Source organism: Paenibacillus camelliae (assembly GCF_023715345.1).
Classification (GTDB): Bacteria; Bacillota; Bacilli; order Paenibacillales; family Paenibacillaceae; genus Pristimantibacillus; species Pristimantibacillus camelliae.
The window spans coordinates 68,398-76,243 of the sequence record NZ_JAMBNY010000019.1 but is presented as its reverse complement, the minus strand read 5'-3'; the positions used below and the strand labels follow the sequence as shown (position 1 = coordinate 76,243).

Below are 7,846 nucleotides of genomic sequence, written 5' to 3'. Positions count from 1 at the left end.
CCCATCTCGAACACGACCGTTAAGCCTTTCAGCGCCGATGGTACTTGGACCGCAGGGTCCTGGGAGAGTAGGACGTTGCCAAGCACGAAGGAAGCCTATTGCGTATGCAGTAGGCTTTTTTTGTTGTACGGATAAAGTGGTGATGTATGGTGATTGCGTAGAGCTCAGTCGGTGAGGTTCTTTTTATGAGGAAAGCATTGCTATAATCCAGGAGAGTATCTGATTCTGATTGAGTATATTCGGTAAAGAGACAGCATTTTTAATGGAAACACTAGAAGAGGATCTCGAGGTTATAACATCGAATATAGAAGAACTGAAATCAAATTGACACTTTTATGCTCCGCATTACGTATATTTTGAGTATAAAAGCAGCATCCTATAGATAGGCTAGCAATAAATTGAATTGTCAGAAAAATGATTCCAAACATATTGACCTTCTCTGAGGATTTAGTATAATAATATCAAGGTCAAAGAAAGTCAAAGTCAGATTAACCTTAAACTGCTGACATTCGTATTCGCGATCTAGCAACATTTATGAACTACAGTGAGAGGAGGTTGGTCATGCGTAACATTTCGGATCTCATTGAACAGTATTTGAAGCAATTGCTCGAAAATAGCGGTGGTGCTGTTGAGATTCAGCGTAATGATCTGGCCGAAAGATTTTCATGTGTTCCCTCTCAAATTAATTATGTCATTAGTACACGTTTTACACTTGAGAAGGGATACGTCGTTGAAAGCAAACGTGGCGGTGGCGGTTACGTCAGAATACAACGTATCGAGCTACCAACATTAAAAGGCATTCAACTACATCTTGATCAAGCAATTGGAACGCAAATTGATCAAAACTGTGCTGAAGGCTTAATTTATCAGCTGGAAGGAGCAGGGCATCTCAGTGAACGAGAAGCAAATTTGCTACGGGTAGCTATTCATCGAGACACACTTTCGATTAAGCTTCCGCTTCGCGATGAGCTTCGTGCGAGACTGCTGAAGGCAATGCTCATTGCGCTGCTTTTGAAATAAAGGCAAGGAGTTGAGTTGCGATGATCTGTCAAGAATGTGGAAAACGACCATCTACATTACATTTCACAAAAATCGTAAATGGAGAAAAGACAGAGTTTCATATTTGCGAAGTGTGTGCACGTGAAAAAGGCGACGGCATTCCTGGAGCACCAAACAGCTTCTCTATCCATAGCTTGCTATCCGGCATTTTGGATTTTGATGCGGTCACAAGTAAAGGCCTCAATAGCTTGAAGCCGCAGGAATCGTTACGCTGTGAAACATGCGGAATGAGTTATGCGCAATTTAGTAAGATTGGACGTTTTGGCTGCAGTGATTGCTATGATGCATTTAGTGAACGCCTTGATCCATTGCTGAAGCGAATTCACGGTAATACGAAGCATAGCGGGAAAATTCCGAAGCGTTCTGGACTTAAAGTACAGTGTAAACGACAAATTGAACAGCTAAGAGCTGATCTTCATCGTTATATAGAATTAGAAGAATTTGAAAAAGCCGCAACGGTTCGAGATGAAATTCGAGAGCTAGAGCGAAAGATGCAGCAGTCTTCATAAATACTAATAGATTGAAATCGGGGTGAGTACAGTGACAAAACATCGATTTTCATCTGCTGCGCAAAGTGAATGGATGCGTGAAGGACCTGAATCAGACGTAGTCATTAGCAGCAGAATTCGATTAGCGCGCAATCTCCAGCATCAGCCGTTTCCGTTACTTGCTACAACAGCTCAATCCGATGAAGTACTAGAGCAGCTGTCAGCTGTTAGTGACAAGGGCGGTCTTGATGAGTTAGGTACATTTTCTACAATCTTATTAAAGGATTTAACCGAATTAGAAAAACGCGTTCTGGTAGAGAAGCATCTAATAAGTCCTAACTTAGCCAATGAATCGCGTGCAGGTGCTGTGGTGCTAAGTGAGAATGAAGCGATCAGCATTATGATTAATGAAGAAGATCATTTGCGAATTCAATGCCTGCATCCGGGATTCCAAATTCGTGAAGCGTGGAAAATTGCTAACGAAATCGATGATTGCTACGAAGCAGCTATCGAGTATGCTTTTGATGAGAATAAAGGTTACTTAACGACATGTCCGACAAACGTTGGCTCTGGACTAAGAGCATCAGTGATGATGCACTTGCCAGCACTTGTTCTTACGCAGCAAATTAATCGGATTTTGTCCGCCGTTTCACAGGTCGGTCTTACCGTAAGAGGGCTGTATGGAGAAGGCAGTGAAGCATTAGGCAATTTATTTCAAATATCTAATCAGATCACGCTTGGTCAATCTGAGGAAGAAATTATTGATAATTTATACGGTGTAGCTAAGCAAATTATTGAACATGAAAAGGCTGCCCGTCGTAAACTAATGAATGAATCCTATCGTAGGCTGGAGGACCGTATTAAACGCTCCTACGGTATTCTGAGTCATGCGTCCATTATGGATTCTAAAGAAGCAGCTCAGCGATTGTCAGACATTAGACTAGGAGCAGATCTTGGCATATTGCCTCAGGTTTCTCCACGACTTTACAATGAATTGCTTGTGATGACTCAGCCGGGCTTTTTACAGGTGCGATACGAGGAAAAGCTATCTCCTGATGATCGCGATGTAAAACGGGCTGAATTGATTCGAGAGCATTTGAATACATTTGAACATGGAGGTGCATCGCAATGATGTTTGGACGATTTACTGAACGTGCCCAAAAGGTGCTGGCATTAGCACAAGAAGAAGCGGTACGACTTGGTCATAACAATATCGGAACAGAGCATATTTTATTAGGGCTCATTCGTGAAGGTGAAGGCATTGCAGCGAAGGCGCTTCAAGGACTAGGCCTTGGCTTAGAAAAAATTCAGGATGAAGTAGAAGCACTCATTGGCCGTGGACAAGAGCAGCCTAACAACATCGCTTATACGCCTCGCGCCAAAAAAGTTATTGAGCTATCTATGGATGAGGCTAGAAAGCTTGGTCATACGTATGTGGGTACCGAGCACATCCTGCTAGGACTTATTCGTGAAGGTGAAGGTGTAGCCGCTCGCGTACTGAATAATCTCGGCATTAGCTTGAATAAAGCGCGACAGCAGGTGCTGCAGCTACTAGGCAGCAGTGAGGCGGTATCTAGCCATCAACATACACCATCTAACATCAACACGCCGACACTTGATGGTCTAGCACGTGACTTAACAGCTACAGCGAAGGAAGGTCATCTTGATCCTGTAATTGGACGCTCCAAAGAAATTGAGCGCGTCATTCAAGTATTGAGCCGGAGAACGAAAAACAATCCCGTGCTTATCGGTGAACCAGGTGTAGGTAAAACAGCGATTGCTGAAGGTCTTGCTCAAAAGATTATCGCGAATGAAATTCCAGAAACGCTGCGTGATAAGCGTGTAATGACACTGGATATGGGCTCTGTTGTAGCAGGTACAAAATATCGCGGTGAGTTCGAGGATCGATTGAAAAAAATTATGGATGAAATTCGTCAAGCAGGCAACATCATTCTATTCATTGATGAGCTGCATACGTTGATCGGAGCAGGTGGAGCTGAAGGCGCAATCGATGCATCGAACATCTTAAAGCCAGCACTTGCACGTGGCGAGCTGCAATGTATCGGTGCAACAACGCTTGATGAGTATCGCAAATATATCGAGAAGGATGCCGCGCTTGAGCGCCGCTTCCAGCCAATTACCGTTGATCAGCCATCGGTAGATGAGGCCATTCAGATCTTATATGGCTTACGAGATCGCTATGAAGCACATCATCGCGTGAAAATTACCAATGAGTCAATCGAGCAAGCGGTAAAGCTATCTGATCGTTATATTACCGATCGTTTCTTGCCGGATAAAGCGATTGACTTGATCGATGAAGCAGGCTCTCGTGTACGTTTGAACACGTACACCGTACCACCGAATTTGAAAGAGCTAGAAACACGTCTGGACAATATCCGTAAGGAAAAGGATGCTGCAGTACAAAGCCAGGAGTTTGAAAAGGCAGCAGCCTTAAGAGATACCGAGCAAAAAATTCGTGAAGAGCTAGATACGACGAAAAATCAGTGGAAAGAAAAACAAGGCCGTACTGATTCTGAAGTTACACCGGATGATATCGCACAGGTTGTAGCAAGCTGGACAGGAATTCCTGTCGTTAAGCTAGCAGAAGAAGAGACGGAGCGTCTATTGAAGATGGAGAGCATTCTTCATGACCGTGTCATTGGTCAAGAGGAGGCGGTGAAATCAGTATCCAGAGCTATTCGTAGAGCTCGCGCTGGTCTGAAGGATCCTAAGCGTCCAATTGGATCATTTATCTTCCTTGGACCTACTGGTGTTGGTAAAACTGAGCTGGCACGTGCGCTTGCAGAAGCGATCTTTGGCGATGAAAATGCCGTTATTCGTATTGATATGTCCGAGTACATGGAGAAGCATGCGACTTCCCGTCTGGTCGGAGCGCCTCCAGGCTATGTTGGTTATGAGGAAGGCGGTCAATTGACGGAGAAGGTACGCCGCAAACCATATTCAGTCGTACTCCTTGACGAAATCGAGAAGGCACATCCTGAAGTATTCAACATCCTGCTACAGGTGCTGGAGGATGGTCGTCTAACTGACTCCAAGGGCCGTCTCGTTGATTTCCGTAACACGCTGATCATTATGACGTCTAACGTCGGTGCTGATCAGATCAAGCGCAATTCAACGCTAGGCTTTACGGCAGTACACGATTCAGGTCGTGAATTTGCTGTAATGAAAGATAAAGTGTTAGCGGAGCTGAAGAAAAGCTTCCGCCCAGAATTCATTAACCGTATCGATGAAACGATTGTGTTCCATTCTCTTGAAGAGGAGCATATCGCACAAATCGTATCACTTATGGCGGATGATCTGGCAAAACGTCTAAAAGAGCAGGAAATTGAGTTTAGCTTGACCGACTCGGCGAAAAAATTCCTTGCCAAGGAAGGCTTCGACCCACAATACGGAGCTCGTCCGCTACGTCGAGCAATTCAGAAGCATATCGAGGACCGACTATCCGAGGATCTGTTGATGGGCTTAATTCAAAAAGGTGACAGCTTCGTTATCGATGAACAGGATGGACAGCTCGTTGTCAATAAAAGTGTTAAGGCTTCTGTAGAGTAATGTGCAATTGTATTAGGACCAATTAAAGCAAAACACAAGTAAACCACAATATTAAGCACTCTGTATACTCAGAATGATGGATCATTAGATCTGTCGTCTGGAAACAGGGTGCTTTTTTATGTTCAATAGACGAAATACGAATGTGTCTTTTTCTTCTAGCTTGATAATGATAAGATGGAAATATAAGAAATCGGAACGTGAGAAGGAGTTTGGCATGGCTAAGGTTAAAGTGAAATTTGCTTGTACGGAATGCGGCACGGAATCACCACGCTGGATGGGAAAATGTCCGGGCTGCCAATCATGGAACACGATGGTGGAGTTTAAGGAAACGGTATCGAAAACGAAAGGTGTCGGCTTATCTGGAATTCATACGAAAGAAAAACCGACTTCTATCATACATATAGAAAGTGGGAAGGAGCCACGTATCGAGACATCTATGCTTGAGCTTAACCGCGTGTTGGGCGGCGGAGTTGTACCAGGGTCGCTTATCCTTGTCGGTGGGGATCCCGGAATTGGTAAATCTACGTTGCTGCTGCAGACGTCTCATGCGCTAGCTTCTAAGGAGCTAAGCGTGCTATATATATCCGGCGAGGAATCCGTTCGCCAAACGAAGCTAAGAGCGGATCGTCTGGGTGCTTTATCTGAGCATTTATACGTATTATGTGAGACGAATATGGAGCATATTAATGATGCGATTGATAATTTGAATCCGAATTTTCTAGTGATCGACTCGATTCAGACCGTATATGATCCAGGCGTAGAATCAGCACCCGGCAGCGTTGCTCAGGTGAGAGAGTGCACAGCACACTTTATGCGGGTCGCAAAGCAAAAAGGAATCGCTACCGTTCTTGTCGGTCATGTAACGAAGGAAGGAGCTATTGCGGGTCCAAGATTACTTGAACATATGGTCGACTGTGTTTTATATTTCGAAGGGGAGCGGCATCATACATACCGCTTATTGCGTGCTGTAAAGAATCGTTTCGGCTCAACGAATGAAATCGGCATCTTTGAAATGGGAGAGGAAGGACTGCGAGAGGTAAGCAATCCCTCGGAGCTTTTCCTGTCAGAGCGTTCACTTGGTGTTTCTGGCTCAACGGTTGTAGCCAGCATGGAAGGAACAAGGCCTGTGCTTGTTGAGCTGCAGGCATTAGTTGCACCTACAAATTTCCCATCACCACGAAGAATGTCTACCGGTATAGATCACCACCGGATGTCACTTATTATTGCTGTGCTCGAAAAAAGAATGGGCATGTTCTTGCAAACACAGGATGCCTATCTTAACGTTGCAGGCGGTGTAAAGCTCGACGAGCCGGCTGTCGATCTAGCTGCAGCAGTCTGTATCGCATCGAGCTTTAAGGATGCGCCGACAAAGCCGGATGATGTTATCTTTGGTGAAATTGGCTTAACAGGTGAGGTGCGGGCGGTTTCACGCGCAGAGCAGCGGGTGAAGGAAGCAGCCAAGTTAGGCTTCAAGCGTGTCATTATGCCACAAAAAAGCTTAAAAGGATGGACACCGCCTGCCGATATAAAAGTGGTAGGTGTTAGTACGGTCGCAGAAGCATTGAAAGCAGCATTGGAATAGGGGGAGCATAGCATCATGAAGGATATTCACCAGCAGGAAACGATGAATAATTTATTACGATTAGTGGCACCAGGCACCCCTTTTCGAGATGGACTGGAGAATGTGCTGCGTGCTAAAACAGGTGCGTTAATTGTTGTAGGCTTAAGTGATGAAGTGAAGGAAGTCGTTGATGGTGGCTTTTCTATTAACTGCGATTATTCACCGAATTATTTATATGAGCTAGCTAAAATGGATGGAGCAATTATTTTAAGTGAGGACCTTAAGCGTATTCTATACGCTAACACTCAGCTTATTCCCAATAGCTCTATCCCATCAACGGAAACTGGGATTCGACATCGGACAGCTGAGCGTTTTGCGAAGCAAACCGGTAAATTAGTGGTATCAATCTCGCAGAGGCGCAATATTATAACATTATACCAAGGGTCACTTAGATATTCTCTTAAGGATATGGGCTTTATATTGACGAAGGCGAATCAAGCGATTCGTACGCTCGAGCGGTATCAAAGTGTACTTAGTCAAGCATTAACAAATTTATCTGCACTGGAGTTTGAGGAGCTAGTTACGCTGCAAGAGGTGGCGTACGTTCTTCAGCGCTGGGAGCTGCTGCAGCGTATTAAGACGGAAATATTACGCTATGTAAATGAGCTTGGAACGGAAGGCCGCTTAATACGTATGCAAATGGAAGAGCTCATTGTTGGCTTAGAGGATGAAGGGCTTCGACTAATGGCTGACTACATTAAAGAATACACGCCGAATAAAGTGACAGAGCTGCAAGCCAATCTAAAGCGTCTAAACAATGATGAGTTGCTTGATGCACTGAATATTGTGAAATTATTAGGCTATTCATCTAACGTATTGCAAGGTGATGAGGCTGTTTCATCTAGAGGATATCGGATTTTAGCGAAGATTCCAAGGCTACCGCAAGCGATTATGAACAATTTGGTTGAGAGGTTCGGCAAGCTTTCGGTTATATTATTGGCATCTGCTGACGAATTAGATGCTGTTGAAGGCATTGGAGAAGTACGTGCACGATCCATTCGTGATGGACTCAGACGTATACAGGAGCAAGTGTTCATTGACAGACAAATCTAAAACCCCTACAATTAATTGGATGTGCAGAAATACAATACACACAACCAATGTAGCG

The 7,846-nt window shown here is 44.4% G+C and carries 6 protein-coding genes and 1 rRNA gene; all 7 read left to right on the top strand.

Annotation, left to right across the window (positions count from 1 at the left end):
• Positions 1-84, top strand: a 5S ribosomal RNA gene (rrf, locus tag M3180_RS20520); the annotation flags it as partial.
• A gap of 477 nt (positions 85-561) precedes the next feature.
• Positions 562-1,020 carry a CtsR family transcriptional regulator gene (locus M3180_RS20515; RefSeq protein WP_251670964.1) on the top strand — a complete coding sequence of 153 codons (459 nt, stop codon included), beginning with the start codon at positions 562-564 and terminating at the stop codon, positions 1,018-1,020.
• Positions 1,021-1,040: 20 nt separating this feature from the next.
• Positions 1,041-1,568, top strand: a complete 528-nt coding sequence (mcsA, locus tag M3180_RS20510; protein WP_251670962.1) for a protein-arginine kinase activator protein McsA — start codon at positions 1,041-1,043, stop codon at positions 1,566-1,568.
• A 31-nt stretch (positions 1,569-1,599) separates the two neighbouring features.
• Complete coding sequence (gene mcsB / locus M3180_RS20505) at positions 1,600-2,679, top strand: protein-arginine kinase McsB (protein ID WP_251670961.1); 1,080 nt, start codon at positions 1,600-1,602, stop codon at positions 2,677-2,679.
• Positions 2,676-5,117: an ATP-dependent protease ATP-binding subunit ClpC gene (gene clpC, locus M3180_RS20500; RefSeq protein WP_251670959.1), complete on the top strand. Its 2,442-nt coding sequence runs from the start codon at positions 2,676-2,678 to the stop codon at positions 5,115-5,117. The genes mcsB and clpC overlap by 4 nt, the downstream gene beginning before the upstream one ends.
• A 214-nt stretch (positions 5,118-5,331) precedes the next feature.
• The gene (radA, locus tag M3180_RS20495; RefSeq protein ID WP_251670957.1) at positions 5,332-6,699 is read left to right on the top strand and encodes a DNA repair protein RadA; all 1,368 of its coding nucleotides are present in this window, start codon (positions 5,332-5,334) and stop codon (positions 6,697-6,699) included.
• A 15-nt stretch (positions 6,700-6,714) separates the two neighbouring features.
• Positions 6,715-7,791, top strand: coding sequence for a DNA integrity scanning diadenylate cyclase DisA (disA, locus tag M3180_RS20490; protein WP_251670955.1), 1,077 nt, complete (start codon positions 6,715-6,717; stop codon positions 7,789-7,791).
• Positions 7,792-7,846: the final 55 nt, after the last annotated feature.